Source organism: Falsirhodobacter sp. 1013 (genome assembly GCF_051195255.1).
In the GTDB taxonomy this organism is placed as follows: domain Bacteria; phylum Pseudomonadota; class Alphaproteobacteria; order Rhodobacterales; family Rhodobacteraceae; genus Falsirhodobacter.
On record NZ_JBNJLK010000003.1, the window covers coordinates 81,949 to 107,241 of the forward strand.

At 66.3% G+C, this 25,293-nt stretch carries 26 protein-coding genes, 2 tRNA genes and 2 riboswitches; of the genes, 15 read left to right on the forward strand and 13 right to left on the reverse strand.

What is annotated here, in order from left to right; all coding sequences use genetic code 11:
- Position 1 precedes the first annotated feature (1 nt).
- From ACSHZY_RS06665 to gph, 3 genes are read left to right on the forward strand one after another with little or no spacing between them, the layout of a single operon-like run.
- On the forward strand, positions 2-1,132 hold the full coding sequence (locus ACSHZY_RS06665) for an S-(hydroxymethyl)glutathione dehydrogenase/class III alcohol dehydrogenase (RefSeq protein ID WP_435167171.1): 1,131 nt from the start codon (positions 2-4) through the stop codon (positions 1,130-1,132).
- A complete protein-coding gene (locus ACSHZY_RS06670; protein ID WP_435167174.1) occupies positions 1,132-1,500 on the forward strand; it encodes a c-type cytochrome in 369 nt (122 codons plus the stop codon). The genes ACSHZY_RS06665 and ACSHZY_RS06670 overlap by 1 nt, the downstream gene beginning before the upstream one ends.
- A complete protein-coding gene (gene gph / locus ACSHZY_RS06675) occupies positions 1,497-2,132 on the forward strand; it encodes a phosphoglycolate phosphatase (protein ID WP_435167177.1) in 636 nt (211 codons plus the stop codon). Before ACSHZY_RS06670 ends, gph begins: the two co-directional genes overlap by 4 nt.
- Here gph and ACSHZY_RS06680 read toward each other — a convergent pair.
- Both ACSHZY_RS06680 and ACSHZY_RS06685 read right to left on the reverse strand, forming a co-directional pair.
- Entirely contained in the window at positions 2,117-3,379 is a 1,263-nt protein-coding gene (locus tag ACSHZY_RS06680; RefSeq protein WP_435167180.1) for a cytochrome P450, read from the reverse strand. The genes gph and ACSHZY_RS06680 overlap by 16 nt on opposite strands.
- A 99-nt stretch (positions 3,380-3,478) precedes the next feature.
- Positions 3,479-4,048: a GcrA family cell cycle regulator gene (locus tag ACSHZY_RS06685; RefSeq protein WP_435167183.1), complete on the reverse strand. Its 570-nt coding sequence runs from the start codon at positions 4,046-4,048 to the stop codon at positions 3,479-3,481.
- A gap of 289 nt (positions 4,049-4,337) precedes the next feature.
- Between ACSHZY_RS06685 and ACSHZY_RS06690 the strand changes: the two genes are divergently transcribed.
- Both ACSHZY_RS06690 and argF read left to right on the forward strand, forming a co-directional pair.
- Positions 4,338-5,498, forward strand: a complete 1,161-nt coding sequence (locus tag ACSHZY_RS06690) for an aspartate aminotransferase family protein (RefSeq protein ID WP_435167186.1) — start codon at positions 4,338-4,340, stop codon at positions 5,496-5,498.
- A gap of 22 nt (positions 5,499-5,520) precedes the next feature.
- A complete protein-coding gene (gene argF / locus ACSHZY_RS06695) occupies positions 5,521-6,447 on the forward strand; it encodes an ornithine carbamoyltransferase (RefSeq protein WP_435167189.1) in 927 nt (308 codons plus the stop codon).
- On the opposite strand, the gene ACSHZY_RS06700 is transcribed toward argF, so the two are convergent.
- Genes ACSHZY_RS06700 through ACSHZY_RS06710 form a run of 3 tightly spaced genes read right to left on the reverse strand, consistent with a single transcriptional unit; the run spans position 6,444 to position 10,293 of the window.
- Positions 6,444-7,388, reverse strand: coding sequence for an aldo/keto reductase (locus ACSHZY_RS06700; protein ID WP_435167192.1), 945 nt, complete (start codon positions 7,386-7,388; stop codon positions 6,444-6,446). The two genes, argF and ACSHZY_RS06700, sit on opposite strands and share 4 nt — an antisense overlap.
- Positions 7,389-7,433: 45 nt before the next feature.
- Entirely contained in the window at positions 7,434-9,788 is a 2,355-nt protein-coding gene (gene hrpB / locus ACSHZY_RS06705; RefSeq protein WP_435167195.1) for an ATP-dependent helicase HrpB, read from the reverse strand.
- Between the two features lie 31 nt (positions 9,789-9,819).
- Entirely contained in the window at positions 9,820-10,293 is a 474-nt protein-coding gene (locus ACSHZY_RS06710) for an Lrp/AsnC family transcriptional regulator (protein ID WP_435167198.1), read from the reverse strand.
- Positions 10,294-10,408: 115 nt separating this feature from the next.
- Between ACSHZY_RS06710 and ACSHZY_RS06715 the strand changes: the two genes are divergently transcribed.
- Entirely contained in the window at positions 10,409-10,870 is a 462-nt protein-coding gene (locus ACSHZY_RS06715; RefSeq protein ID WP_435167200.1) for an RrF2 family transcriptional regulator, read from the forward strand.
- A 121-nt stretch (positions 10,871-10,991) separates the two neighbouring features.
- The gene (locus ACSHZY_RS06720) at positions 10,992-11,237 is read left to right on the forward strand and encodes a hypothetical protein (RefSeq protein WP_435167203.1); all 246 of its coding nucleotides are present in this window, start codon (positions 10,992-10,994) and stop codon (positions 11,235-11,237) included.
- Here the strand turns inward: ACSHZY_RS06720 and ACSHZY_RS06725 are convergent.
- Genes ACSHZY_RS06725 through ACSHZY_RS06735 form a run of 3 tightly spaced genes read right to left on the reverse strand, consistent with a single transcriptional unit; the run spans position 11,234 to position 13,192 of the window.
- The gene (locus ACSHZY_RS06725) at positions 11,234-11,689 is read right to left on the reverse strand and encodes a DUF2948 family protein (protein WP_435167206.1); all 456 of its coding nucleotides are present in this window, start codon (positions 11,687-11,689) and stop codon (positions 11,234-11,236) included. The genes ACSHZY_RS06720 and ACSHZY_RS06725 overlap by 4 nt on opposite strands.
- 59 nt (positions 11,690-11,748) lie before the next feature.
- Positions 11,749-13,011: a UDP-N-acetylglucosamine 1-carboxyvinyltransferase gene (gene murA / locus ACSHZY_RS06730; RefSeq protein WP_435167208.1), complete on the reverse strand. Its 1,263-nt coding sequence runs from the start codon at positions 13,009-13,011 to the stop codon at positions 11,749-11,751.
- Position 13,012: 1 nt separating this feature from the next.
- Complete coding sequence (locus ACSHZY_RS06735) at positions 13,013-13,192, reverse strand: hypothetical protein (RefSeq protein ID WP_435167211.1); 180 nt, start codon at positions 13,190-13,192, stop codon at positions 13,013-13,015.
- An 82-nt stretch (positions 13,193-13,274) separates the two neighbouring features.
- On the opposite strand from ACSHZY_RS06735, the gene ACSHZY_RS06740 reads away from it, so the two are divergent.
- A tRNA-Thr gene (locus tag ACSHZY_RS06740) sits at positions 13,275-13,349 on the forward strand.
- 83 nt (positions 13,350-13,432) lie between these two features.
- On the opposite strand, the gene ACSHZY_RS06745 is transcribed toward ACSHZY_RS06740, so the two are convergent.
- Positions 13,433-13,567: a hypothetical protein gene (locus ACSHZY_RS06745; RefSeq protein WP_435167214.1), complete on the reverse strand. Its 135-nt coding sequence runs from the start codon at positions 13,565-13,567 to the stop codon at positions 13,433-13,435.
- 254 nt (positions 13,568-13,821) lie between these two features.
- Here ACSHZY_RS06745 and ACSHZY_RS06750 point away from each other — a divergent pair, with 254 nt between their 5' ends.
- Entirely contained in the window at positions 13,822-14,028 is a 207-nt protein-coding gene (locus tag ACSHZY_RS06750) for a cold-shock protein (protein ID WP_271974298.1), read from the forward strand.
- A gap of 54 nt (positions 14,029-14,082) precedes the next feature.
- Here the strand turns inward: ACSHZY_RS06750 and ACSHZY_RS06755 are convergent, their stop codons facing one another.
- The 4 genes from ACSHZY_RS06755 to ACSHZY_RS06770 form a co-directional block, all read right to left on the reverse strand.
- On the reverse strand, positions 14,083-14,667 hold the full coding sequence (locus tag ACSHZY_RS06755; protein WP_435167217.1) for an SCO family protein: 585 nt from the start codon (positions 14,665-14,667) through the stop codon (positions 14,083-14,085).
- Positions 14,668-14,737: 70 nt separating this feature from the next.
- Positions 14,738-15,526 (reverse strand): inositol monophosphatase family protein, encoded by a 789-nt coding sequence (locus ACSHZY_RS06760; RefSeq protein WP_435167220.1) that lies wholly within the window; start codon positions 15,524-15,526, stop codon positions 14,738-14,740.
- A 60-nt stretch (positions 15,527-15,586) separates the two neighbouring features.
- Positions 15,587-16,798, reverse strand: coding sequence for an MFS transporter (locus tag ACSHZY_RS06765; RefSeq protein ID WP_435167222.1), 1,212 nt, complete (start codon positions 16,796-16,798; stop codon positions 15,587-15,589).
- A gap of 25 nt (positions 16,799-16,823) precedes the next feature.
- Positions 16,824-17,783, reverse strand: coding sequence for a LysR substrate-binding domain-containing protein (locus ACSHZY_RS06770; RefSeq protein ID WP_435167224.1), 960 nt, complete (start codon positions 17,781-17,783; stop codon positions 16,824-16,826).
- A 96-nt stretch (positions 17,784-17,879) separates the two neighbouring features.
- Positions 17,880-17,971, forward strand: a riboswitch (glycine riboswitch).
- 3 nt (positions 17,972-17,974) lie between these two features.
- Positions 17,975-18,038: riboswitch (glycine riboswitch) on the forward strand.
- 72 nt (positions 18,039-18,110) lie between these two features.
- Between ACSHZY_RS06770 and gcvT the strand changes: the two genes are divergently transcribed.
- The 6 genes from gcvT to ACSHZY_RS06800 all read left to right on the forward strand — a co-directional run bounded on the left by gcvT (position 18,111) and on the right by ACSHZY_RS06800 (position 25,287).
- Positions 18,111-19,208 carry a glycine cleavage system aminomethyltransferase GcvT gene (gcvT, locus tag ACSHZY_RS06775; protein ID WP_435167226.1) on the forward strand — a complete coding sequence of 366 codons (1,098 nt, stop codon included), beginning with the start codon at positions 18,111-18,113 and terminating at the stop codon, positions 19,206-19,208.
- A gap of 11 nt (positions 19,209-19,219) precedes the next feature.
- A complete protein-coding gene (gene gcvH / locus ACSHZY_RS06780; RefSeq protein WP_435167228.1) occupies positions 19,220-19,579 on the forward strand; it encodes a glycine cleavage system protein GcvH in 360 nt (119 codons plus the stop codon).
- A 48-nt stretch (positions 19,580-19,627) separates the two neighbouring features.
- Positions 19,628-22,468, forward strand: a complete 2,841-nt coding sequence (gene gcvP / locus ACSHZY_RS06785; RefSeq protein WP_435167231.1) for an aminomethyl-transferring glycine dehydrogenase — start codon at positions 19,628-19,630, stop codon at positions 22,466-22,468.
- Between the two features lie 87 nt (positions 22,469-22,555).
- Positions 22,556-22,631: transfer RNA gene (locus ACSHZY_RS06790), tRNA-Ala, on the forward strand.
- Between the two features lie 185 nt (positions 22,632-22,816).
- Positions 22,817-23,518 carry a gluconate 2-dehydrogenase subunit 3 family protein gene (locus tag ACSHZY_RS06795; RefSeq protein ID WP_435167233.1) on the forward strand — a complete coding sequence of 234 codons (702 nt, stop codon included), beginning with the start codon at positions 22,817-22,819 and terminating at the stop codon, positions 23,516-23,518.
- Complete coding sequence (locus ACSHZY_RS06800; protein ID WP_435167235.1) at positions 23,518-25,287, forward strand: GMC family oxidoreductase; 1,770 nt, start codon at positions 23,518-23,520, stop codon at positions 25,285-25,287. Before ACSHZY_RS06795 ends, ACSHZY_RS06800 begins: the two co-directional genes overlap by 1 nt.
- Positions 25,288-25,293: the final 6 nt, after the last annotated feature.

A 25,293-nucleotide genomic window follows, 5' to 3' on the forward strand; every position in this document is an offset into this window, starting at 1 on the left:
CATGCGCACCCGTGCCGCCGTAGCCGTGGCCCCCGGCCAGCCGCTGGAGATCATGGAAGTGAACCTGGAAGGCCCGAAGCGGGGCGAGGTTCTGGTGGAGATCAAGGCCACCGGCATCTGCCACACGGACGCCTTCACCCTGTCGGGCGCGGACCCCGAAGGCCTGTTCCCGGCCATCTTGGGCCATGAAGGCGCGGGCATCGTGCTGGAGGTGGGCGAGAGCGTCACGACCCTGAAACCCGGTGACCACGTCATCCCCCTCTACACCCCCGAATGCCGCGAGTGCCCCTCGTGCCTGAGCCGCAAGACGAACCTCTGCACCTCCATCCGTTCGACCCAGGGGCAGGGGCTGATGCCGGACGGGACGACGCGGTTTTCCATGCTGGATGGCACCCCGATCCTGCATTACATGGGCTGCTCCACCTTTGCCAACCACACGGTCGTGCCGGAGATCGCGCTCGCCAAGATCGATCCCGACGCGCCCTTCGACAAGATCTGCTATGTCGGCTGCGGCGTGACCACGGGCATCGGCGCCGTCATCAACACCGCCAAGGTGGAGATCGGGTCGAAGGCCGTCGTCTTCGGTCTGGGGGGCATCGGACTGAACGTGATCCAGGGCCTGAAGATGGCCGGTGCCGACATGATCATCGGCGTGGATCTGAACAACGACAAGAAGGAATGGGGCGAGCGTTTCGGCATGACCCATTTCGTCAACCCGTCCGAGATCGAGGGCGGGATCGTTTCCCACATCGTCAACATGACGAAGACGCCTTTCGACCAGATCGGCGGCGCGGATTACAGCTTCGACTGCACCGGCAACGTGAAGGTGATGCGCGACGCGCTGGAATGCACCCATCGCGGCTGGGGCGTGTCGGTCGTGATCGGCGTGGCGCCCGCGGGGGCCGAGATCCAGACCCGTCCGTTCCAGCTGGTCACGGGCCGCGTGTGGAAGGGGTCGGCCTTTGGCGGTGCCCGCGGGCGCACGGACGTGCCGCAGATCGTCGACTGGTACATGAACGGCAAGATCGAGATCGACCCCATGATCACCCACACCCTGACGCTGGACGAGATCAACAAGGGGTTCGACCTGATGCACGAAGGGGCCAGCATCCGCAGCGTCGTCGTCTTCTGATGCGGCGGGCCGGTCTTCTTCTGGCGCTTCTGGCCGCGACGCCGGTCGCGGCGCAGGACGCGGTCAATGGCGGCAAGGTCTTTCGCAAATGCATGGCCTGCCATTCGCTGGCCGAAGGCGTGGACCGCATCGGCCCCAACCTGCACGCGATCGTGGGGCGGCCGGTGGCCGGCGCGCCCCGCTATGCCTATTCCGCCGCCCTGCGGGAGCTGGGCAGCGAGGGGGCGGTCTGGGACGACGCACGGCTTGCGGCATTCCTGGCCGATCCCAAGGCCGCCATCCCCGGCACCAAGATGGTCTTTGCTGGTCTGAAGACCGAACAGGACATCGCCGACATCATCGCCTATCTGAAAGAGACTGCGGAATGAGACTGATTTTCGACCTGGACGGCACGCTGGTGGACAGCCTGCCCGACATCCACGCCGCCGCCTCGGCCACCTTGGTGGAGATGGGGCGCGATCCGCTGGATCTGGCCACCATCCGCAGCTTCATCGGCCACGGGGTGGAGCCTTTGGTGATCGACATCATGAACGCTTCGGGCGCGCAAGGCGACCGTGCGGTCTGGGTGGAGGTGTTCAGCCGCCATTATGGGCACGACAACAGCACCCTGACCCGCCCCTTCGACGGGGTGGTGGAGGCGCTGGCCGCCTTGGCCCCGCTGGGACGCATGGGCCTGTGCACGAACAAGCCGCACGGGCTGGCACTGGGGGTGCTGCAGGCGCTTGACCTTGGCCCCTTCGAGGTGGTGATCGGCGGCGACAGCCTGCCGCAGAAGAAGCCCGACCCCGCCCCGCTGCTGGCGGCGGCGCAAGCGCTGGGTGAGGGGCCGGTCCTTTACATCGGCGACAGCGAGGTGGATGCGGCCACGGCCCATGCGGCGGGCATCGATTTCGCGCTGTTCACCGGCGGATATCGCAAGACGGATGCGGCCGAACTGCCGCACCGCTTCCTGTTCGACAACTGGTCCGAACTGCCGGCGCGGGTTCAGTCGATGCTGTGAACCCGGATCCGCACGCCCGACGCAGGCTGTGCGGGGATGCGGTTCATGGCGACGGACAGGTCCTGTTCCGGCACGTCATACCGCATCTCGCAGCACAGCATCCGCACGGCGGAGGACATGAGCGCGAGGGTCGCCGCCTCTCCGGGGCAGCGGTGGGTGGTGGCGACATCGCCCGCGCCCTGCGGGGCGAAGGCGGGATCGTCCAGCGTCCAGTCCAGCATCCTTTCGGGACGGAACCGGTCCGGCTGCGGGAAGAAGCGGGGATCGTGATGCGTGCCATGGATGTCGAAGATCACGCGCGTGCCCGCCGGGATGGTTGCCCCCTGCCACGTCACCTCGCGTTCCGTCATCGCGGCGGTGAAGGGGAAGAAGGGGGAGGTGCGGCGCACCTCCTCGCAGAAGTCGGGGATGTAGTCGGCGTTGCCGCTGTTGAACAAGCCGCACCAGATGGGGTGTTCGTGCAGCGCCTTTGCCGCAAAGGCAATGTAGCGGCCCACGGCCACGATAGGGCGCAGCAGGTTCAGTGCCTCCACCGCGGCGACATCGGGCGGCATCTCGTTCGCCAGGATGGTCAGCGGGCTGCGTTCGGGCGCCTTCCCCGCGCGGATCTCGTTCGCGATCCAGCGTTCGACGCCGCGGCGCTGCCACAACGTCTTCAGGGTGCCGGGACCGAAATGGCCGGACCGGTCGCTCATGTCGAACAGGATACGGGTCAGGCGGGCCAGACGCCCCTCGGACGGGTAAAGGCCGACCCAGTGGCAGGCGGCACGGGCCAGCGCGTTGTTCGCCAGTTCCATCACCGTGATGTTCAAGCCGGGGCGGATCTGAGATCGCCACGCGGCCTCGAACCCGCGAACCAGCGCATCAACGCGTCCCTCCCCCATCAGCAGGCGGATGAACAGGGCCTTGCGGCGCCGGTGCTCCGCCCCCTCCATCTGCTGGACGCTGCCTTTGTCCTGAAGCAGGCGCAGCACCGTGGCGGGCATCGCGCCCTTCCGGGTCAGCCCGTCCGCGCCATACAGAAGCTGTGCGGCTTCGGGGCCGCGCAGGCAGACGGCGTCCTTTCCCAGCAAGCGGATACGGAAGCCGTCCACCCCAAGGGCGTCGCAATGGGTGCGGATGAAGTCGTAGCCCTGCCGCAGCATCGGCAGCGTGTGGTCAAGGCCACGCAGCTTTGGCAGTGTTGCGGGAATGGCGACGTCCACGCCGTCCTGACGGCCAAAGGCCTCATGGTCCTGTCGTGTCATCTGAAAAACTCTCCCGATCGCTGCACATGGCAGGTCTGCCGCACCAACGCGGTCGGCGGGGAAGTGTTCCAACAAAAAAGACCCCCGAAGGGGTCTTTTTCAGCGGCGGCGGTCGCGGCGGGCGCTCATCGGTTGGAAGGCCACACCGACATGCGCCTCGCAGTAAGGTTTACCGGCGGCACAGGGCAGGCCGCAGAACCAGAAATCCTCGGTCGCGGGATCGCCGATGGGCCATTTGCAGGTCCGCTCGGTCAGTTCCATCAGGGTCAGGCGACGGGCGCGCTTTTCCACCTCGCGCTGCGAGGCGAGGGCTTCGGGGCTGATCTCGTTCGCGGACGGCTGCGGGGGCAGGGGCTGGCCGGCCGGCGCGATCGGGCGGCGCGCGGGCACCACGGCCATCGGGGCCGGGGCCACCGGCGGCACCGGGCGCGGGGGTTCCGGCTCGCTCACCGGTTCGGGGCGCAAGGGTTCGGGCGCGGGCGCAAGGACGGGTTCCGCCACCGGAACCTCCTCACCCTCGGCGCCGCGGTTGGACAGGCCCAGCCGGTGCACCTTGCCGATGACGGCGTTGCGGGTCACGCCGCCCAGCACCTTGGCGATCTGGCTGGCCGACTGGCCTTCCGTCCACATGCGCTTCAGGGTTTCAACGCGTTCATCTGTCCAGGACATGCAGGTCTTCCACCAGGGTTCCGCTTCGGCGCAGTTTATCCGCGCGAGGGGCCGAGATACAAGTCCGGCCAAGGGAATTCAAGGGCCGAGGCGGAAAGTGCTTGTCAAGGCGCGGGGGCGTGGCTAACGATCTGGCCCATGATCGCATGGGTTACATATCGTCCCCGACGTCGCTGACGTTCCCGATCGCGCCTTCGCGCGGGCGTTTTTCCGCGTGCATCCCTTATGACGTTGACTTGACGATGTGCCTTTGGCACGCCTTGCGTCGTCTTTCCCAAGGATATCCCTCATGATCCCTTCCGTCCTGCCGACCTACAACCGTGCCCCGCTTGCCTTTGTCGAAGGCAAGGGAAGCTGGCTGATCGCCGAGGACGGGAGCCGATACCTGGACATGGGCGCGGGCATCGCCGTGAACGTGCTGGGTCACGCCGCGCCGGAACTGGTGGACACGATCAGCCAGCAGGCGGCGAAGCTGTGGCACGTGTCGAACCTGTACCGCATCCCCGAGCAGGAGGCCCTGGCCAAGGCCCTGACCGAAGCCACCTTTGCCGACACCGTCTTCTTCACCAATTCGGGCACCGAGGCGATGGAGCTGGCCGTGAAGATGGCCCGCAAGTATTGGTACGAGCACGGCGACCGGTCCGACATCGTGGCCTTCCACGGCGCGTTCCACGGGCGGTCGTCGGCGGCGATCGCGGCGTCGGGGTCGGAAAAGATGGTGAAGGGCTTCGGCCCATTGCTGCCGGGCTTTGTGCAGGTGGACTTCGACGACATGGCATCCCTGGAGGCGATCACCGAGACGACGGCCGCCGTCGTCATCGAACCCGCACAGGGCGAGGGCGGGATCCGCGTCGCGTCCGACGCCTTCCTGAAGGCGCTGCGTGCCAAATGCGACGAAACCGGCACGCTCCTGATCTTTGACGAGGTGCAGTGCGGCATGGGCCGGACGGGCAAGCTGTTCGCCCATGAATGGGCGGGCGTCACGCCCGACATCATGATGGTGGCCAAGGGCATCGGCGGCGGCTTCCCGCTGGGCGCTGTGCTGGCCACGGAAAACGCGGCGCGCGGCATGGTGGCCGGCACGCACGGGTCCACCTATGGCGGCAACCCCCTGGGCTGCGCCGTGGGCGGCCGCGTGATGCAGATCGTGTCCGACCCCGCATTCCTGGCCGAGGTGGGGCGCAAGGCCTCGCTGTTCCGGCAGGGGCTGGAAGGGCTCGTCGCCTCGCATCCCGGCGTGTTCGAAGCGGTGCGCGGGCAGGGGCTGCTGCTGGGGCTGAAATGCGTGAAGCCGGCGGGCGACGTGGTCAAGGCGGGCTATGACCAGCACATCCTGACGGTGGCCGCGGCGGACAACGTGATCCGCCTGCTGCCCGCCCTGAACATCCCGGACGAGGATATCGCCGAAGCGCTGGCACGGCTTGACTGCGCCGCCGCGACCCTCGCCTGACCCCTTGCCCGGTAGACATGACATGAAACACTTCCTTGACATCCACACGACCGACAAATCCGACCTGCGGGGGATGATCGACACCGCACTGTCGATGAAGGCCGCGCGCAACGACCGTCCGAAAGGCACGCCGGACGACGACCAGCCGCTGGCGGGCCACATGGTCGCGCTGATCTTCGAAAAGCCCTCCACCCGCACGCGCGTGTCCTTTGACGTGGGCGTGCGCCAGATGGGCGGGCAGACGATGGTGCTGTCGGGCAAGGAAATGCAGCTGGGGCACGGCGAGACGATCGCCGACACGGCCCGCGTGCTGTCGCGCTATGTCGACCTGATTATGATCCGCACGTTCGAGGAGGCGACCCTGCACGAGATGGCGGAATACGCCACCGTGCCGGTCATCAACGGGCTGACGAATCGCACGCATCCTTGCCAGATCATGGCCGACGTCATGACGTATGAAGAAAAGCGCGGCCCCATCGCGGGCAAGAAGGTGGTCTGGGCGGGCGACGGCAACAACGTCTGCGCCAGTTTCATCCATGCCGCCGTGCAGCTGGGCTTCGACTTCACCTTCACCGGCCCGCAGACGCTGGACCCGGAGGGCGAATGGCAGGGCATGGCACGCAAGGCCGGCATCGACTTCCGGATCGAGCGGGACCCGGCCAAGGCTGTGGAAGGCGCCGATCTGGTCGTGACCGACACCTGGGTGTCGATGCACGATCCGGAATCCGCGAAAGAGCGTCGGCACAACCAGTTGCGCGCCTATCAGGTGAACGAGGCGCTGATGGAACGGGCCAATTCCGACGCCCTGTTCATGCACTGCCTTCCCGCCCACCGGAACGACGAGGTCACCAGCGCGGTTATGGACGGCCCCCATTCGGTGATCTTCGACGAGGCCGAAAACCGCCTGCACGCGCAGAAGGCCGTCATGCGCTGGTGCCTGGGGGTTTAAGCTCCGGCCTTGTTCAACTCGCGCAGGCTGTCCTCGGACAGTTCCAGCTGCACGCCATTGGCCAGTTCCGCCACCTGATCGGGGGAGCTGGCCGAGGCGAGCGCGCCGACCACGCCCGGCTGTGCCACGATCCAGGCCAGTGCGATTTCCGTCAGGCTGGCGCCTTCGCGTTCCGCGGCGCGGTCCATCGCGTGCAGGATGGTGTAGCCCTTGGGGTTCAGGAACCGCTCGCCGATCTTGGCGCCGCGGGTGGATTTCTTCAGGTCATCCTCGGACCGGTACTTGCCGGTCAGGAAGCCCGCCGCGAGTGAATAGAAGGGCAGGAGGCTGAGGCCGTTGCCCTGCATCAGTTCGGCCAGGTCGGCGTCGTACTTGTCGCGGGTGTAAAGGTTGAACTCGTTCTGCACGGACTGGTACTGCGCGACGTGCGTTTCCTTGGAGGTGCGGATCGCGCGTTCCAGTTCGGCCGTGTTGTAGTTGGAGCAGCCGATCCACCGCACCTTGCCCGCCTTCACCAGCCGGTCATAAGCTTCCAGCGTTTCCACCTCGGACGTGTCGGGGTCGGGCTGGTGGCTTTGATACAGGTCGATGTAGTCGGTCTGCAGGCGCGTCAGCGACTCTTCCACCGCTTCCTCGATCCGCTTGGCGGACAGGCCCTTGCGGCCGTCGCCCATGTCCATCCCGGTCTTGGTGAAGATGTGCACCTTGTCGCGGTTGCCGCGCGCCTTCATCCAGCGGCCGATGATGCGTTCGCTTTCGCTGTCATTGCCCGGCACCCAGCGGGAATAGACGTCCGCCGTGTCCAGCGCCGTGAAGCCCGCATCGACAAAGGCGTCGAAGGTCCGGAACGAGGTGTCCTCGTCCGCCGTCCAGCCTGCGGTGTTGGTGCCCAGCACCCAGGGTTCGATCAGGATGTCGGTCTGGCCCAGTCTGCGTTTCATGGAAAGCCTCCTTTTCCCACCCAACGCATCGGGGGCCGATCGGGTTCAGGTGCCGCGCGGTTTGGCGCGCAGGGTGGGGGCGGCGTCGGTCGGATCCTCGGGCCAGGGATGGCGGGGATACTGGCCACGCATGTCCTTTCGCACATCGGCATAGCTGTTGGCCCAGAAGCCCGGCAGGTCCATCGTGACCTGCACCGGCCGGCGCGCGGGCGACAGAAGCGTGACCCGCAGCGGCCGACCCGCCACGGTGGGGTGCCGGGTCAGACCGAACATCTCCTGCAATCGGACCTCGATCGCCGGGGCGTCGCCATCATAGTCGATGGGAATGCGGTTCCCCAGGGGGGAGGTGAAGTGGCTGGGCGTCAGCCGATCTATGGTCTGCACCCCGTCCCAGCCAAGGCGGGCGCGCAGCGGTTCCGTCAGGTCCAGCGCGCGGAGATCGCCTTCGGTCCGTTTGCCCGACAGGAAGGGCAGCAGCCACTCCGCATCCTCCAGCAGCGTGGCATCCGAAACGTCCATCACGTCGCACAGCCGGATGCGGGCGCGCAGGCGGGCGGCGGCGGGGGTCCAGGGCAGGCCGATCTGGCGCAACCCCTCGAACGCCGCGCGGGCCACATCCTCGGCCGGGGCATCCCAGATGCGATCTTCCAGCACCAGCGCGCCCAGCACCTCTTGTCGGCGGGCGATGACGCGGTTGTCCCGGCGGGACCATTCGCAGACCTTGCGCCAGCGGGTGGGGAACAGGGCGCGCAGCTCGGCCTCCGTGACCGGCACGGCTTGACGGATCTTCGCTTCGCGCGGGTCGCCGTCCAGATCGGTGGCCACGATCAGGCGCTGGGCGGCGAGCGGCTGCCCCGCCTGCATCACCGCGCCCTTGCCGCCGGACAGGATCCAGCGAGGTGCGTCGCCCTTGCGGCGCAGGCCGATGCGGTCGGGATAGGCGAGCGCCGCCATCTGCCCAAGGCTGTGGTTGCCGGTGCCCGCCATCCGCGACAGGCGCTTGGCTTCTTGCCGGATGCGGTCGATGGTGGGGCGGTGGGTGTCGGCAAACCGCGACGGTTCGCGGATCGCGGCCATGCGCTGGGCCAGATCGGGCGGATGGCCACGCAGGGGGTCACGTTCGGCCAGAAGGGCGGCCAGCGTCGGCGCATCGCCGCCCGAAAGGGCCAGCATATGCGCCAGCCGCGGGTGCAGCGGGGCGCGGGCCAGAGCGCGGCCATGGTCGGTGATCCGCCCGTCGCGCAGCGCGCCCAGATCCTCCAGCAGCGCCCGTGCCTCGGCCAGCGGACCGGGGGGCGGGGGGGTGAGGAAGGGCAGATCGTCGCTGCCCCAGACCGCGAGTTCCAGCGCCAGCGCGGTCAGGTCGGCCACCTCGATCTCGGCCGGGGGAAAGGCGGACAGGGCGCCTTCCTCTCCCTTCGTCCAGAGGCGATAGCAGACGCCTTCGGCCACGCGGCCGGCACGCCCGCGGCGCTGCTCCGCCTCGGCCTTCGTGACACGTTCGGTGACAAGGCGCGACATGCCGGATGCCGCATCGAACCGCGCCCGCCGCGCGCGCCCCGCATCCACCACGACGCGGATGCCCGGAATGGTCAACGAGGTTTCGGCGATGGAGGTGGCCAAGATGATCCGCCGGTTCGGCGAAGGCGCCAGCGTCGCGCGCTGGGCCGCGAAATCCATCGCGCCGAACAAAGGGCGCACGTCGCCGTCTAAAAGGCCCTGAAGGCGCCGGATCTCCCCCTCTCCGGGTAAAAACGCGAGGATGTCGCCGTCGGTTTCCGTGGTGGCGTGGCGGATCAGGGCGGCCATCTCCACCTCCAGCCGGCCCTGGGCGGGGCGGGGCAGCCAGCGCGTGTCCACCGGAAAGGCCCGCCCGGCCGAGGTGATGACGGGCGCGTTTCCCATCAGTGCCGCCACCGGTTCTGCGTCCAGCGTGGCCGACATGACCACCAGCGCCAGATCCTCGCGCAGCGCGGCCCGCGCCTCCAGCACCAGTGCCAGCCCCAGATCGGCGTTGAGGGAGCGTTCGTGGAATTCGTCGAAGATCACCGCGCCCACCCCCTCCAGCGAGGGGTCGTCCTGGATCATGCGGGTGAGGATGCCTTCCGTCACCACCTCGATCCGCGTGGCCTTGGACACCTTGGATTCGCCCCGGATGCGATAGCCGACGGTCTGGCCCGCGACCTCGCCCATCTCCTCGGCGATGCGTTCGGCGGCGGCGCGGGCGGCAAGGCGGCGGGGTTCCAGCATGACGATGCGGCCCGCCACATGCGGCAGCAGCGCCGGGGGCACGCGGGTCGTCTTGCCCGCGCCGGGCGGGGCCTGAAGAACGGCCATGCCCCGGTCCGCGATGGCGGCGATCAGGGCGGGAAGAACCTCGTCTATGGGAAGTCTGGACATGCGCCGCTTATCGCGCAACGCATCCCCGCGATCAATGCGTGGTGGTGTTCAGGGGGTAAACGGTTCCGGCCTTCACCTGCTCCATCACGAACTGCGCCGTCACGCGCTTGATCGCGACGGTCTGGGTCAGGTTGCCATAGAAGGCGTCATAGGCGGGCATGTCGGGCAGGACGACGCGCAGAAGATAATCGAGATCGCCCGCCATGCGGTTGACCTCCATCACCTGCGGCAGCTTTGCGATGGCGGCCATGAAGGTGTCGCGCCAGGCGGCGGAGTGGTCCCCCGCCTCGATCCCGACGAAGACGGTCAGGCCGAAGCCCACGCGGGCCTGATCCACCAGGGCCACGCGGCCCCGGATGACGCCTTGCGTCTGCAATTTCTGGACGCGTTTCCAGCAGGGCGTCTGGGACAGGCCCACGCGATGGGCCAGTTGGGCGATGGGGATGGTGGCGTCGCGCATCAGCTCTGCCAGGATCTTCCGGTCGATCAGGTCGAGGGTTTGCATCACGATTCTCCGCTTCGGTTGACAAGAGAATGGCACGATCATCACAAAAGTCTACAAGGTTTATCGTGATTGACGGGTTATTGCTAAGACCCCCGCGCGGCGGTAGGGTTTTCCCATGATCTCGCAACGCACGAAATACGCGCTGAAGGCGCTGATGACGCTGGCGGACGCCGCCCGCACTGACCAACCCGCGTTGACCATCGAAGAGGTTGCGCGACGGTCCGGCACGCCTAAGCGGTTTCTGGAGCATATCCTTCTGGATCTGCGCAACATCGGCCTGATCCGCAGCCGGCGGGGACGGGCAGGCGGCTACATGCTGATCAAGGAGCCGCGCACCGTGTCCATCGGCGAGCTGTTGCGCCAGATGGATGGCCCCATCGCCCCCTTGCCCTGCCTTTCGCGCACGGCCTATCAGCGCTGCGAGGATTGCACGGACGAGGAAAACTGCCGCATCCGCAAGATGTTCGGCCAGGTGTACTGGGCGTATCTGCTGCTGATCGAGTCCCTGACGCTGGGCGATCTGACCGAACATTCCGACGTGATCGAGCGGCTTTCGGCGCCGATGCCCGGAGAATAAGATTCTCTGGCGCCGCAAAAAGACATGGAATCCTTTCTGTTGTAAAAGACGACCAACCTTGTAGTTATTTAGGTGTTAAGGAATGAACCTTAGCAAGGACCCGACACAAGGAGGTTTCCAAATGATCGTACAAGCTCTGAAGCAGGTGGGTATGGCGTTCGGTGCGGCACGCACAAAACTTCCCACTCCGTCGGATGTGTTTTTCGAAGTGCAGCTGATCGGCGACGCGCTGGGGCGCTTTGGCGCCGTGCCGCTGACCATCACCACCACCCGCCCGCAGGAAGTCGCGGGCGAACTGATGCGCGACCGCGATCCCCGCCAGTGGGACGTGCAGATCCGCGCGGTCGGCCCGCGGCGCATGAACTAATCGTGGCGTGGGGCGCGCCCTGACACGGCCAGATAGGGACGGGTGACGTCCCGCAGCGTCGCGTCCACCGCTTCCATCTGCAAGGCCACGGCACCGTCGCCGGCCAGCACCACATGCAGGACGCCCGCGCCATCCGCCTCGGGCGTCCAGTCAAGGGACAGGATCGACAGGATCGTGTCCGGATCCGCACGGTCGATCCCCTGACTGCGGACCGCCGTCACCCCTTCGAACACCAGGACCGACCGGACCCGTTCCGCCTCGGCGCTGTGATCTTCCCAGCGGAAACGGTTCACCAGCATCAGGAACTGACGTTTCCCGGGGCGATAGCGCATTTCGGTGATGGGCAGGACCGCGTCCTGCACCAGCGCGGAGATGATCTTCAGATCCTCCGCGTCTTCCGCCCCCAGATAAAGAGGGCGTTCCGCACCGTCTTCAAAGCGCGCATCGGTCATGTCCGTCCCTCCGTGAAACCTGCGGTGTCAAGATAACGACCCCGCAGGCCGGGGCAAGGTCAGCTGATCCGTTCGATCAGCGCACCGCAGGCGGACAGCTTCTCCTCCACCCGCTCGTACCCGCGATCGAGGTGATAGACGCGGCTGACCACCGTCTCCCCCTCGGCCGCCAGCGCGGCAAGGATCAGCGAGACGGAGGCGCGAAGGTCCGTGGCCATCACGGGCGCGCCGCGCAGCTTGTCCACGCCATGCACGGTGGCGTGGCCGCCATGCACGTCGATCCGGGCGCCCATGCGCAGCAATTCGGGGGCGTGCATGAAGCGATTCTCGAAAATCCGCTCCTCCAGCACGCTGGTGCCTTCGGCGGTGCACAGCAGGGCCATCATCTGGGCCTGAAGGTCGGTCGGGAAGCCGGGGAAGGGTTCGGTCACCACGTCGACGGCACGGACGCGGCCGTTCTTGCGGCTGACCTTCAACCCGTTCGCGGTTTCCTCCACCGACACGCCGGCGGCGTCCAGCTTTTCGCAGAAGGCGGCCAGCAGGTCGATGCGCCCGCCCAGCAGCTCCACCTCGCCGCCGCAGATGGCGGGGGCCAGCATGTAGGTGCCCAGCTCGATCCGGTCGGTCACCACGGCATGGGTTGCGCCGCCCAGACGGTCCACGCCCTGGATCGTGATGGTGGAGGTGCCTTCGCCTTCAATTTGCGCGCCCATGCGGCGCAGGCATTGGGCCAGATCGACAATCTCAGGCTCCCGCGCCGCGTTGTTCAGCACCGTGGTGCCCTTGGCCAGAGTCGCCGCCATCAGCGCGTTTTCCGTGGCCCCGACCGACACGATGGGGAAGTCCACGACCGCGCCGATCAGGCCCTTGGGCGCCTTGGCATGCACATAGCCGTCGCGCAGGTCCAGCTCCGCGCCCAGGGCTTCCAGCGCGCGCAGGTGCAGGTCCACGGGACGGGCGCCGATGGCGCAGCCGCCGGGCAGGGACACCTCCGCCTCACCAAAACGGGCCAGAAGCGGGCCGAGGACGAGGATCGAGGCGCGCATCTTGCGCACGATCTCGTAATCCGCGTGGCGGCTTGTGATGTCATGGGACGACATGGCCAGAACCTGACCGCCCTGCAGCGACGCCACCTCCGCCCCAAGCGAGCCGAGAAGCTGCGTCATCGTGCGGATGTCCGACAGGCGCGGCGTGTTGGTCAGCGTCAGCGGCTCCTCGGTCAGAAGGGTGGCCGGCATCAGCGTCAGGCAGGCGTTCTTCGCGCCCGCGATCGGGATCTGCCCCTTTAAAGGGCCGTTGCCCCGCACCAGTATCGAATCCATGTCAGTCCCTGTCCTGTTCGGCGCCTTGTTCGGCGTCCGGCTGCTGGCGCGCGCGCGCCTGTGCCTTGCGTCGGGCCATATTGGCCTTCAAGGCCGCCTTCAAGCGGTCTTCGCGCGTGACAGGGGCGGCGTTGCGGCGCTTCGGCGGGGTCTTGCCCGCAGGCGTGTCATCGTTCTCCATGCGCGCTTGTAGCCCGTTCGAAAAAAACCGTCCAGTTGGGGGTTGCACGGGGCAAATTTTGCGTCTATCCAGCCGCCACGGCGCTGCAGTAGCTCAGTGGTAGAGCACACCCTTGGTAAGGGTGAGGTCGAGAGTTCAATCCTCTCTTGCAGCACCATCCTATCCCCTTTCGTTGCTGAACGGACAAGGAAAAACGGGCACGACGTCGCCATGCCCGTTCGGGATCCGGATGTGCCGGGATCAGTCTTTCTGTGCAGCTTCGCGCTCGGCCTTCAGGCGGGCGGTCTTTTCGTCGCGGGCCTTCGTTTCGGCGTCGATTATGGCGGTGGCGGCGGTGTTGGTGCTTTCCCAGGTGGTCTTGGGTTTCGTGGTCATCGTGGCCTCCGGTCTGTGCGGGTGGTCGCAGGTTCATATGTGGCTGATCACATCCTGCGAATCAAGCAAATGCGCCCCGTGGATGCTTTCGGGCCAAAGGGCGCGCCGTCCGCTGTTGATTTCTCGGCCGGCACATGTTAGATAGATCTTGCATCGTCATTTTCGACTCTGATCCTTCTGGGCACAGCTTTCGATCATCTTCCGTGCCAAGCCGCCGCATACTGCGGGCGGTATCTTCTAGAAGGATATTCACTATGGCCAAAGGCACAGTGAAATGGTTCAACGCCACCAAAGGCTTCGGCTTCATTCAGCCCGAAGGCGGTTCCAAGGACGTGTTCGTGCACATCACCGCTCTTGAGCGCGCTGGCATCCGCTCGCTGAACGACGGTCAAGCCGTGACGTTCGACATCGAAAAAGACCGCAACGGTCGTGAATCGGCTGTTGGCATCGCGCTCGCCTGAGCTTGATCCATCCCGAATAAAGAAAGCCGCCCCACCGGGCGGCTTTTTTCATGTTCAGGAGGAAAGGGCGGTCTTCAGCTTCGCCACGGCCGTGTCCGGCGCTTCCTGGTAAGAGATCGTGTCCACGAAACGACCCGCCCGATCAAACACCAGAACCTTGGACGTGTGGGACATGGTGTAGTCGCCGTTCTCCAGCGGTTCCTTCTGGGAAAAGACGCGGAACGCGGCTTCGGCCGCGCGGACCTGATCGACCGCCCCGGTGGCGCCGATCGCCCCCGGCAGCCAGCCCACGTATTCCCGCAGCAGATCGACCGAATCCCGTTCGGGATCGACGGTGACGAACAGGATGCGCAGATCCTTGGCCTGATCGCCCAGGGCGTCCTGCCAGCCCATCATGTCACCCAGCGTGGTGGGGCAGACGTCCGGGCAATGGGTGAAGCCGAAGAACACCGCCGTCGGCTGGCCTTTCAGGGAGGCGGCGGTGAAGGTCGTGCCCTCCGTGGTGTCCAGCGTGTACTCGCCCTGGCCGATCCCGCCGTCAGAGCGGGAGGAAAAGATCGGCGACAGCACACCCAGCCAAAGGCCGGTCAGCGCGACCGCCGCCACCAATGCCACTGCCGCCACTTGCATAAATCGCATGGTTGATCCCCCGCCTGTTTCTGCGGGGAACCTGCGTCAGGGGCCCGGCGAAGGCAAGTGCGTCAGGACGTCACTCGCCCCGGATGATCTTGCGGAAGGGCTCGAACAGGCCTTCGTTGCCGACGATCACCGAACCGGATTCGATCGGGTTCTGCCCGTCGCGCACGCCGGACACCATGCCGCCCGCTTCCCGCACCAGGATCAGGCCCGCGGCCATGTCCCAGGGCTGTATGCCGCGTTCCCAGTATCCATCATACCGGCCCGCCGCCACATAGGCGAGGTCCAGCGCCGCGGCGCCCCAGCGGCGCACGCCCGCGCAGACCGGCATCAGACGCGCCAGATCCTGCAGGGTGGCGGGCAGGGTGCCGCGTCCGCCGAAGGGCACGCCCGTGGCGAAGATCCCCTCGATCATCTGGCGACGGCCCGACACACGCATCCGCTGGTCGTTCATCCAGCAGCCCGCGCCCTTTTCGGCCCAGAACATCTCGTCCTTGGCCGCGTCGAACACCACGCCGGCGACGATCTCGCCCTTGTGCTCCAGCGCGATGGACACCGCCCAGTGGGGCAGGCCGTGCAGGAAGTTCGTGGTTCCGTCCAGCGGGTCCACGATCCAGCGGCGGGTGGGGTCCTGGCCCGCATCCTCGCCGGTTTCCTCGCCCAGCCAGCCATAGGTCGGGCGGGCGGTCATCAGCTCTTCCTTGATGATGCGCTCGGCCTCGCGGTCGGCTTTCGACACGAAGTCGCCCGGCCCCTTGGATGAGACCTGAAGGTTCTCGACCTCACGGAAGTCCTTCACGAGGGACCGGCCTGCCTTGCGGGCGGCCTTGATCATGACGTTGAGGTTCGCGCTGCCTTGCATCCGAGGACTCCTGTTTTCAAGGGCGGGGGTATAGGCGAACCCCCGTCCGAAGGGAAGGGGTCAGCGGGCAAACTCGCGCCGGCGTGGCAGCAGGATCGTCAGGATGCCAAGGGCGGGCAGCCAGGCGCACGCCTCGTACACCGCGCGGATGCCGTAGGCGTCGGCCGCGAGACCCAAGCCTGCGGCGGCGATCCCGCCCATCCCGAAGGCCAGTCCGAAGAAGATGCCCGCCACCATGCCCACCCGGCCCGGCAGCAGTTCCTGCGCCATGACGACGATGGCCGGGAAGGACGACGCGATGATGAAGCCGATGATCACCGTCAGGATGCCCGAACCCACCAGCCCCACATGCGGCAGCGCCAACGTGAAGGGCAGCGCGCCGAGGATGGAGAACCAGATCACCGCCGTCGTGCCGAACCGGTCGCCGATCGGCCCGCCCAGCAGTGTCCCGGCCGCCACCGCGCCCAGGAACAGGAACAGCATCACCTGCGATGTCTGGGTCGAAACGCCGAAATTCTCGATCACGTAGAAGGTGTAGTAGGAGGAGATGCTGGCCATGTAGGCGTTCTTGGAGAAGGTGAGGAACGCCAGGATCACCAGCGCCATGATGATGCGGTTGCGCGGCAAGGGCAGCGTGCGGTCGGCGTGCGTCTGGCCTTTCGTGCGGGCGTATTCGCGGTACCACAGCCCCACGCGGTACAGAACCGCCATGCCCAGCGCCGCCAACACGCAGAACCACGCGACCGAGGGACGCCCGAAGGGCACGACGATGAAGGCCGCCAGCAGCGGGCCCGCCGCCTGACCCGCGTTGCCGCCCACCTGGAAGATCGACTGCGCTGCCCCGAACTTGCCCCCCGATGCCATGCGCGCCACGCGGCTGGCTTCGGGGTGGAAGACCGAACTGCCGATGCCGATCAGCGCCGCACCGATCAGCAGCATGGTGAAGGAGGACGCGAAGGCCAGCACCAGAACGCCCGCGAAGCTGGAGGCCATGCCCACCGGCAGCGACATCGGTGCCGGATGCCGGTCGGTGTAGATGCCGACCACCGGTTGTAGCAGCGAGGCCGTGCACTGGAAGATCAGCGTCAGCATCCCGATCTGCCAGTAGTCCAGCGCGAAATCCGTCTTCAGGATCGGATAGATCGCCGTCAGCATGGACTGCAGCACGTCGTTGATGAAATGGCTGAGGCTGACCGCCAGGATGATCGGGTAGGTGGCCGTCACCAAGGGCCGGGCTGGCGCCGGTTTTGTCGCGGTCTGCATGTCTGCCATCGGTTTTCCTCCGCTGATGGAAGGGTCATACGCCGTCGGATTTGGCTTTGCCACCCGAATTGCGACCTATCAGCGCACCCGGCCAGTCACGCAGGCCCAACGATTGTTCCTCCGACAGCCGCAGGAAATCGGCCATAAAGGGCTTGGCGCTGTCGGCGGTGCGCGTCGCGGCATAGCTGGTGCGGGTGATCGTGCCGGGGGCCAGCGGGCGCAGGGCGTAGTCGGGATGCTCCCGCACCTCGCGCAGGACCCAGTCGGGCATTACGGCGACGCCGCGGTCGGCGGCGACCAGCATCAGGATCACCGCCGTCAGCTCCACGGCGCGCAGGCCCCGCGGCTCCACCCGCGCGGGCGTCAGCAGGTCGGTGAAGACGTCCAGCTTTTCGCGCGGCACGGGATAGTGGATCACCATCTGGCTGCGGAAATCCTCCGCTTCGATCATGTCACGGCCGGCCAGCGGGTTCAGGGCCGAACAGATGAAGGTCGGCTGGTAGTCGAACAGCGGGTGGAAGGTCACCCCCTCCGTCGCCACGGGTTCGGAGGTGATGACCACGTCGATCTCGTCCCGCAGAAGGGCGGGCAGGGCGTCGAAGGCCAGCCCCGCGCGGATGTCCACGTCCACGTCGGGCCAGTGATGGCGGAACGTTTCCAGCGCGGGCAGCAGCCATTCGAAGCAGGCGTGGCATTCCATGGCGATGTGCATCCGGCCGGTCTTGCCCGATCGCAGGGCGCGGAACTCCTCGCCCAGCGCCTCCACCTCGGGCAGGATGCGTTCGGCCAAGCGCAGCATCCGCAGCCCCGCGGCCGACAGCTTCATGGGCTTCGAACGCCGCACGAACAGCTCCACCCCCGCCTGATCCTCCAGCCCCTTCACCTGATGGGACAGGGCGGACTGGGTGATGTTCAGCACCTCGGCCGCGCGGGCAAGGCCCCCGGCGCGGTGAATGGCGCGGATGGTGCGAAGGTGGCGCAGCTCCAAGTGCATCTTGCGGTTGTCCTCATGATCCGTGGCGCGAAAATGAAACAAATGCGAGGCAGAGTAAATCACTTGCCAGACGTCCGGCCCTTGGCTAGAGGTGCCCGTATCAGGTCAGGGAGAAGCCGGGTCACGCCCCGGTGCCGAAGGAGCAACCGCCCCGGTAAACTCTCAGGCAAAAGGACCGGCCTGACACGAAACTCTGGAGAGTGGCCCCGACGGGGCCCGCCGACGGGATAACGATCTCAGGCGCAAGGGACAGAGGGGGCATCGCGGGACGGGGATTGGCCTGTCCGTGTGGTGCCGGGATTCCGGCCTGACAGAACGGGGTGACCCATGGCCGACCTGCAACGCCTGCCGCTGCACGATCTTCACGTTGAATTCGGGGCCCGCATGGTGCCCTTCGCGGGATGGGAGATGCCCGTCCAGTTCGAAAGCGTGATGGCCGAACACCTGCACACCCGCGCCAAGGCCGGGCTGTTCGATGTCAGCCACATGGGGCAGGTGATCCTGAAGCCCCGCACCGACATGGCGACCCTGGCGGCCGAGTTCGAGAAGCTGATGCCCGTTTCGGTCGCGGCCCTGGCCGAAGGGCGCCAGCGCTATGGCCTTTTGACCAACGATCAGGGCGGCATCCGTGACGACCTGATGTTCGCGAACCGCGGCGATCATTTCTACGTCGTGGTGAACGCGGGCTGCAAGGAGGCCGACATCGCCCACCTGACGGCCCATCTGGGCGATCAGGTCCGCCCCGTGACCGACCGCGCGCTTCTGGCGCTGCAAGGTCCGCGGGCCGAGGATGCGCTGGCCCGGCTGGTGCCGGCCGTCATGACCATGCGCTTCATGGATGTCCTGACCGCCGACACGCTGTTCGGTGCGCTCTGGATCTCCCGCTCCGGTTATACCGGCGAGGACGGGTTCGAGATTTCGGTGCCCTTCGGCGGCGCCGAAGGCCTCGCCCGCGCCCTTCTGGCGATGGGGGAGGTGGCCCCCATCGGCCTTGGCGCCCGCGACAGCCTGCGGCTGGAGGCGGGGCTGTGCCTGTACGGCCATGACATCGACGAACACACCACGCCGGTCGAAGCCGGGCTGACCTGGGCCATCCAGAAATCCCGCCGCACGGGCGGCTTTGCCGGCGACACGCGCATCCTTCGGGAACTTTCGGGTGGGCCCGAACGTCTTCGCGTCGGGCTGCTGCCCGAAGGCCGCGCCCCGATGCGCGAAGGCGTGGCCCTGTTCGCGGCCGACGGCACGCCGGTGGGCACCGTCACCTCGGGCGGGTTCGGCCCTTCGGTCGCAGCACCCGTCGCCATGGGCTATGTCGCCGCCGCCCACGCCGCCACCGGCACCCAACTGTTCGGCGAGGTGCGGGGCAAGCGTCTGCCCGTCACCGTGGCCGCCCTTCCTTTCGTCCCCGCTTCCTACAAACGCTGAGGAGCCTCCCCATGAAGTACACCGAAGAACATGAATGGCTGCGCGTCGAAGGCGACCATGTCGTCGTCGGCATCACCGAACATGCCGCGACCCAGCTGGGTGACGTGGTGTTCGTGGAACTGCCCGAACTGGAAACCCAGGTCGCCACGGGCGACGAGGTCGTCGTGATCGAAAGCGTCAAGGCCGCGTCCGACATCCTGGCCCCCGTCGATGGCGAAGTGGTCGAGGTGAACGACGAACTGGCTTCGAACCCCGGCCTCGTGAACGAGGATCCGACGGGCCGCGCCTGGTTCTTCAAGCTGCGCGTCGAGGATCTGTCCGTGCTGGACCAGTTCATGGACGAAGACGAATACGCCGACCTGATCGGCTGAACTTTTCGGGGGCGCTTCGCCCCCATTCTTTTACGGCAGGCCCTTCCCATGACCTATACGCCCGTCTCCTACGATCCCTACGATTTCGCCAACCGCCGCCATATCGGCCCGTCCCCGTCCGAGATGGAGGAGATGCTGGCCGTCTGCGGCGTGTCCTCGCTCGACCAGCTGATCGAGGAAACGATCCCCGCCTCCATCCGTCAGGACAAGGCGCTGGACTGGGCGCCGCTGGCCGAGCATGAACTGCTGGCGAAGATGCGCGAGGTTGCGGGCAAGAACCGCGTGATGACGCAGGCGATCGGGCAGGGCTATTACGGCACGGTGACGCCGCCCGCGATCCAGCGCAACATCCTGGAAAACCCGGCCTGGTACACGGCCTATACGCCTTATCAACCCGAGATCGCCCAAGGCCGGCTTGAAGCGCTGCTGAACTACCAGACCATGGTGTCGGACCTGACGGGCCTGCCGGTCGCCAACGCCTCCCTTCTGGACGAGGCGACGGCGGCGGCCGAAGCCATGGCCATGGCCGAACGCGCCGCGAAGTCGAAGGCCCGCGCCTTCTTCGTGGACGAAGCCTGCCATCCCCAGACGATCGAGGTCATCCGCACCCGCGCCAACCCGCTGGGGATCGAGGTGATCGTGGGGCCGGCCGACACGCTGGACGCGAACGCCGTCTTCGGCGCGATCTTCCAGTATCCCGGCACCTTTGGCGAAGTCCGCGACTTCACGTCGGAAATCGAGGCCCTGCACGCGGCCAAGGCCATCGCCGTCGTGGCGACCGACCTGCTGGCCCTGTGCATCTTGAAGGAGCCGGGGGCGATGGGAGCCGACATCGCGGTCGGAAGCTCCCAACGCTTTGGCGTACCGATGGGCTATGGCGGACCGCACGCGGCCTTCATGTCCTGCCGGGACGAGCTGAAGCGCACCATGCCGGGCCGGATCGTCGGCGTGTCGATCGACTCGCGCGGGAACAAGGCCTACCGGCTCGCGCTGCAAACGCGCGAACAGCACATCCGCCGCGAAAAGGCGACCTCCAACGTCTGCACCGCGCAGGCGCTGCTGGCGGTCATGGCCAGCTTCTACGCCGTCTTCCACGGGCCGAAGGGCCTGCGCGCGATTGCGGAACGGGTGCATTTCAACACCGTACGTCTGGCAAACGCGCTGAAGGCGGCGGGCGCCGACGTGCAGCCGCAGGCTTTCTTCGACACGATCACCGTGCGGGTGGGCGTGGGCCAGCAGGGCATCATGGCCGCCGCGCGCCATCGCGGGATCAACCTGCGCAAGGTGGGTCGCGACCGCGTGGGCATCTCCTTGGACGAAACCACGAATGACGACGTGATCACCCGCATCCTCGACGCGTTCGGGATCACCGAGGAGGCGCCGAAAACGATCGAGATCGGCGTGCCCGACGCGATGATCCGCCAGTCCGATTACCTGACCCATCCGGTGTTCCATATGAACCGGGCGGAGTCCGAGATGATGCGCTACATGCGTCGCCTCGCCGATCGCGATCTGGCGCTGGACCGTGCGATGATCCCGCTGGGCTCCTGCACGATGAAGCTGAACGCCGCGGCCGAGATGATGCCGATCACCTGGCCGGAATTCGGCAGCCTGCATCCCTTCGCGCCCATCAATCAGGCGCAGGGCTATGCCGAGGCGATCAACGACCTCTCGGACAAGCTGTGCACGATCACGGGCTATGACGCCTTCTCCATGCAGCCGAATTCGGGCGCGCAGGGGGAATATGCGGGGCTTCTGACGATCCAAGCCTACCACCGGTCGCGCGGGGATGTGGACCGGAACATCTGCCTGATCCCGATGTCGGCGCATGGCACGAACCCGGCCACGGCGCAGATGGTCGGCATGAAGGTGGTCGTGGTGAAGACCGCCCCCAACGGCGACATCGACATCGAGGACTTCCGTGCCAAGGCCGCAGCGGCGGGCGACAAGCTGGCCGCCTGCATGATCACCTACCCCTCCACCCACGGTGTGTTCGAGGAGGCGGTGCGTGAGGTGTGCGAGATCACGCACCAGCATGGCGGTCAGGTCTATATCGACGGGGCCAACATGAACGCGATGGTGGGGCTGGTGCAGCCCGGCGCCATCGGCGGCGATGTCAGCCACCTGAACCTGCACAAGACCTTCGCCATCCCGCATGGCGGCGGCGGTCCGGGCATGGGCCCGATCGGTGTGAAGGCGCACCTTGCGCCCTTCCTGCCGGGCCATCCCGAAACGGGTGGCGACGAAGGCCCGGTGTCGGCGGCACCCTACGGCTCGGCGTCGATCCTGCTGATCTCGTGGGCCTATTGCCTGATGATGGGCGGGGAGGGGCTGGCGCAGGCGACGCGCGTGGCGATCCTGAACGCCAACTACATCGCGGCGCGTCTGCGCGGGGCGTATCCCGTGCTGTTCATGGGCAACCGTGGGCGCGTGGCGCATGAATGCATCCTCGACACCCGCCCCTTCGCCGAAGCGGGCGTCACGGTGGACGACATCGCGAAACGCCTGATCGACAACGGCTTCCACCCCCCGACCATGAGCTTCCCGGTCCCCGGCACGCTGATGGTGGAACCGACCGAGTCCGAAACGAAGGCCGAGATCGACCGCTTCGTCACCGCGTTGCTGTCCATCCGCGAGGAGATCCGCGCGGTGGAGGCGGGTGAGATCAAGGCCGAGGATTCCCCGCTGCACCACGCCCCCCACACGGTGGAGGATCTGGTGGCCGAGTGGACTCGTCCCTATCCCCGCGAACAGGGCTGCTTCCCGGCGGGCAGCTTCCGGGTGGACAAGTACTGGCCGCCCGTGGGGCGTGTGGACAACGCCTATGGCGACCGCAACCTGATCTGCACCTGCCCGCCGATCGAAGAATATCAGGACGCGGCGGAGTAAGAACGACAGGGGGAGGGGCATTGTCCCTCCCTTTGCTTTTGCGGGGCATTGACAGGTCGAAAACCCTGCGGCACAAAAATCCCACGTGGGGTCGTAGCTCAGTTGGGAGAGCGCGTCGTTCGCAATGACGAGGTCAGGGGTTCGATCCCCCTCGGCTCCACCAATTCTATCCCAGCCCGCCTTTCATGTGATTTTGGAATAAATTCCTCAATCTCATTCATGACGGACAGTGTAGTTGCATGCCGTGGGATACAAAGCTAACACGTCAAAATGAAGGGCTGTGTCATGTTGACGCAGATCTTCGTCCGCCCAGCCACCAAATCCGGCTTGCCCGGTAGGGAGCATACCATGACCGATCTTCCCGGCCTGCCCAGCCGCCGCAGCTTTCTGAAAGCGACGGCTGCGGGTGCCGCGCTGTCGGGCCTTGCGGTATCCGCCAAGGCCCAGCCCGCCGAACCGCCCGTTCCGCTGGACCAGTATCAGCCCGAATACTTCACGCCCGCCGAATGGACCTTCATCCTGGCCGCGACGGCCTGCCTGATCCCGTCCGAAGGCGATGGCCCCGGCGCGCTGGAGGCCCGTGTTCCGGTCTTCATCGACCGCGAGTTGATGGGCGGCTATGGCGCGGCGGCGGACTGGTACATGGAAGGCCCCCATGTGCCCGAGGCCCACGCGTTCCGCGGCTGGCAAACCCCGCTGACCCCGGCCGAGGTGTATCGCGGCGCGATCCCCGTCTTCGACGCCTGGTGCCGGGACACGCATGGCGCGCCCTTTGCCGAACTGGACGCGGCCACGCAGGTCACCGCCCTGACCGCCCTTCAGAAGGGCGATGTGGCGCTGGATCCGACGTTGAAGGACTTCTTCTCCATCCTGATCGCGAACACCAAGGAAGGCTATTTCGCCGACCCGATGTATGGCGGCAACCACGGGATGCAGGCCTGGACCTATATCGGCTTCCCCGGCGCGCGCGCGAACTTCAAGGAATGGGTTCCGCGCTACAATGTCGAGTATCCGCTCGGCCCCGTCTCGATCAAAGGGGAGCGTGCGTGATGGCCCGTCAGGAAAAGAAAAAAGACGTCGTGATCGTCGGCCTGGGCTGGACCGGGTCGATCATGGGTATGGAACTGGCGCAGGAGGGTCTGGAGATCGTCGCGCTGGAGCGTGGGCACGACCAGAACACCGTGCCGAACTTCCAGTACCCCCAGATGATCGACGAACTGAAATACGGCGTGCGTCTGGGCATGATGCAGAAGCCGCGCCAGTCGACCCTCACCATCCGCCGCAATCTGGAAGAATCCGCGCTGCCCTATCGCAGCCTGGGCTCCTTCCTGCCGGGCAATGGCGTGGGCGGGGCGGGCACGCATTGGAACGGCCTGAACTGGCGTCCGATGCTGGCCGAATACAAGCTGCGCACCCATGTCGAACAGAACTGGGGCGCCGGCATCATCCCCGAAGACATGCAGCTGATGGACTATCCCGTCACGTATGAGGAGCTGGAGCCGCATTTCGCCCGGTTCGAGCGTGTGGCGGGTATTTCAGGCATCGCCGGCAACATCAACGGCCAGATCATGGAAGGCGGCAACCCGTTCGAGGCGCCGCGGTCGTCCGATTACCCGATGCCGCCGATGCCCTACACCTATGACGGCCACAAGTTCGCCGAGGCGGCGAAGTCGCTGGGCCTGCACCCGTTCGCGCGTCCGGGCGGCATCGCCTCGACCTCCTATGTGAACGAATACGGGATGCAGATGGGGCCCTGCAACCATTGCGGCTTCTGCGAGCGTTACGGCTGCTACCAGTATTCGAAATCCTCGCCGCAGACGGCGATCCTTGATGCGCTGCGCAAGAAGCCGAACTTCAGCTATCGCACCCAAGCCGAAGTCCTGCGGGTGGAGATGGCGGAGGATGGCAAGACCGCGACCGGCGTCACCTATTTTGACGAGGTCGCGCAGGAGGAGGTGTTCCAGCCCGCCGATCTTGTGATCCTGGCCGCCTATCAGCTGCACAACGTGCACCTGATGCTGCTGTCGGGGATCGGCCAGCCCTATGACCCGCGCACGGGGCAGGGCGTCACGGGCAAGAACTACGCCTACCAGATGAACGGCGGCTACACGCTGTTCTATGAAAACGAGGTCTTCAACCCGTTCATCGGCACCGGCGCCAACGGCACCTCGATCGACGATTACGGCATCGGGCAGATCGACTTTGGCAAGGAAGGCTTCATCGGCGGCTCCTACATCTCGGCCGGGCAGTCGAACGGGCAGCCGATCCGGTCCATGCCGCTTCCGGCGGATGTGCCGGCCTGGGGCCCCGGCTGGAAGGAGGGCATCAAGAAATGGTACGGCCATTCGATGTCGATCGGGTCGCACGGGTCGCACATGTCGTATCGCAACAACTATCTGGACCTTGATCCGACCTACAAGGACCGCCACGGCCGCCCGCTGATGCGGATGACCTTCAACTGGCACGACAACGAGGTCCGCATGACCCAGTTCATGCGCGAAAAGATCCGTCCCATCGCCGAAGCGCTGAAGCCCGATTCCATGCAGGACGCGTTCAAGAAGCAGGGCCAGATGTACGATGTGCGCCCCTATCAGACGACGCACAACACCGGCGGGTCCATCATGTCCGAAACGCCGGATCAGGGCGCGGTGAACAAGTTCAGCCAGGCTTGGGACAAGCACAACGTCTTCGTCATGGGCGCGGGCAACTTCGTGCAGAACACCCAGTACAACCCGACGGGCCTCGTCGGCGGCCTGGCCTATCACACGGCGCAGGCTGTCCGGACGCAGTACCTGTCCAACCCCCGCCCGCTGGTCTGAGGAGAA